This is a genomic window from Methylobacterium sp. WL116, assembly GCF_008039455.1.
GTDB lineage: Bacteria > Pseudomonadota > Alphaproteobacteria > Rhizobiales > Beijerinckiaceae > Methylobacterium.
Genome location: NZ_VRUV01000592.1, coordinates 1 through 2,595, shown reverse-complemented (window position 1 = coordinate 2,595; position 2,595 = coordinate 1). Strand labels below are relative to the sequence as shown.

Sequence of the window (2,595 nt, the reverse complement as noted above, 5' to 3'; positions counted from 1 at the left end):
TGTAAAGGGCGGACCAATTCCAGGCCGCTGTGGCGGAGTAAAACCAGGCCAATGGCGGCCGCAGCTTGAACGATGAAGGGGCCCGATCGGGCCCCTTCATCGTTTATCGCCGACCATGAGGCTCAAGCCGGTAGGATCTCGCCCGTCTCGGCATCGTGGGGATCGGTGGTGGCCTGGTTTTGCTCCGCCCTGCCATCGCCGCAGCCGCTTCGGCTGCGGGAGGATTTGAGGCGGTAGCTGTCGCCGTTCAGGCTCAAGATGCTGACGTGGTGGGTCAGCCGGTCGAGCAGCGCGCCGGTGAGCCGCTCCGAGCCCAGGACCGAGGTCCAATCCTCGAATGGCAGGTTCGAGGTCACCACGGTCGAGCCACGCTCGTAGCGCTGGGAGAAGACCTCGAACAGCAACTCGGCCCCCGTCGGCGAGAGCGGCACGTAGCCGAGTTCATCGACGATCAGGAGCTTAACCGAAGCCAGTTCACGCTGCAGCCGGAGCAGACGGCGCTCGTCGCGGGCCTCCAGAAGCTGGTTGACCAGAGAGGCCGCGGTGGTGAACGCGACCGAGAAGCCCTTCTGGCAAGCCGCCAGGCCGAGAGCCAAGGCGATGTGGGTCTTGCCGGTGCCGGAGTTGCCGAGTGCGATGACGTTCTCTCGACCGAGGATGTAGCCGCAGCGCGCCAGCTCCAGCACGAGCATCTTGTTCAGGCTCGGGATCGCGGTGAAGTCGAAGGTGTCGAGGCTCTTCACCGCCGGGAAGCGTGCCGTCCGGATCCGGCGTTCGACCATGCGCCGCTCCCGATCGATGAGTTCCAGCTCGACCAGCCGGAGCAGGTAGCGCGGGTGGTCGATGCCGCCCTGGGCACACTCGCGGGCAACCTTGTCGTACTCGCGCAGCACCGTGGGTAGCTTCAGCTGCTTGAGGTGGTGGGCGAGTAGGATCCCCGGCGTGCCGCCGGTGGTGCCGCCCGGCCCCGTCTCGTCACGTGCCGCACTCATGCCGCCACCTCCGGCACCAGCACGGCGTAGTCGGCGGCCACGGTCGTCCTCACCATGGTCCTGGGCAGATGCGGATAGGCCGCCAGGTCGAGCCGGGGCGGTCGTCGTTCGAGCCGGGCCAGCGCGATCAGCTTGACCGCGTCGAAGCCGATCGCCCCGAGCCGGATCGCGTCGGTGACGGCCGAGGCCACGACGTCCTTCGGCATCGCCTCCATCAGGCGCAGCACCTGGATGAACTCGCGCTTGCCGCGGTTACCCATGCGCGCCTCCAAGAGGTGGCGCAGGTGCTGGAACGCCTTGGGCAGATCCCAGCCCTGGAGCGCGGCCGCCTGGTCGAGAGCGTTCGGTTTGGTCTCGATCAGCGCGAGGTAATGCAGCGGATCGGACACGAACACGCCCGTGCCGTAGCTGCGCTCATGCCGGGCGATCTCGATGCCGCCACACAGGATCACGACCTCATCGACGAAGCCCTTCACCAGCACGTCCTGGAAGCCGTAGGCGGTCGGCACCGAGTAGTCGTTGCAGCGGTAGCGAACCAGCGCGGTCGAGGAGACCCGCCCAGTCCGCTTCTCGCACGGCTCCAGCGGGACCGCCGGCAAGGAACGCAGAACGGCACGATCGGCGACCAGTCGCGTGCCGATGCTCTCGGCATGCTGTCCGGCCCGCTCATCCTGCCGGGTCCGGCAGCGTCGCTCCAGATCCGCGTTCAGCGCCTCGAACGAGGCGGCCTCCGGGGCCGGGGTCATGAAGTTGGACCGGGCGTACTTGACCAGGCCTTCGACCTTGCCCTTGTCGTTGCCCTTGCCCGGACGCCCGAAGCGGTCCCGGAACAGGTAGTGGCTCACCAGCTCGGTGAAGGCACGGGTACGTTCGCGCTGGCCTCCGCCGCAGATCTTGGCGACCGCGATCTTGGTGTTGTCGTAGAGGATCGACAGCGGCACGCCGTCGAAGAACTCCATGGCAGCGACATGCCCGTCGAGGAACGCCTCGGTGGTCTCCCGCGGATACGCCTTCACGAAGCAGGCGTCGGAGTGCGGCAGGTCCATGCAGAAGAAGTGGATCTTCCGGCGTACGCCGCCGATGGTGGCGATCGCTTCGCCGAAGTCGACCTGGGCATGACCCGGCGGGTGCGCCAACGGCACGAAGGTCTCCCTCCCGCTCGCGCGTGCGATCCGGACGTGGTCCTTCACCACCGTGTAGCCGCCGCCGTAGCCGTGCTCGTCGCGCAGACGCTCGAAGATCCGCTTGGCCGTGTGACGCTGCTTGACGGGTGCGATCCGGTCCGCCTCCAGGATCGCATCGATCACCGGCAGCAGCGGCCCCAGCTTCGGCTTCTCGATCGGCTTCGAGCGCGTGTAGCCCGGTGGCAGTGAGAACCGGCACATCTTGGCAATCGTCTCGCGATTGAGCCCGAATACCCGAGCTGCCTCACGACGAGAGTGGCCGTCGATGAAAACGAACTGCCGAACGGCCGCGTAGACTTCCACGGCAAACATCCTGGGCCCCTCCCGAAAGAGAAGCCTCTCCACTGGCCGGCTTTTACCCCGGCCGCATCAGCACCCCGCCGACGCTCCAGTGGATGGTTTTGTCACCGCCCTACACA

At 66.9% G+C, this 2,595-nt stretch carries 2 protein-coding genes; both read right to left on the bottom strand.

All coding sequences use genetic code 11. The features are described 5' to 3' along the window. Window positions 1-122: 122 nt before the first annotated feature. Window positions 123-992 carry an IS21-like element ISMex8 family helper ATPase IstB gene (gene istB / locus FV223_RS24955; protein ID WP_147729479.1) on the bottom strand — a complete coding sequence of 290 codons (870 nt, stop codon included), beginning with the start codon at window positions 990-992 and terminating at the stop codon, window positions 123-125. Beyond that, window positions 989-2,488, bottom strand: a complete 1,500-nt coding sequence (istA, locus tag FV223_RS24950; protein WP_147729478.1) for an IS21 family transposase — start codon at window positions 2,486-2,488, stop codon at window positions 989-991. The genes istB and istA overlap by 4 nt, the downstream gene beginning before the upstream one ends. Window positions 2,489-2,595: the final 107 nt, after the last annotated feature.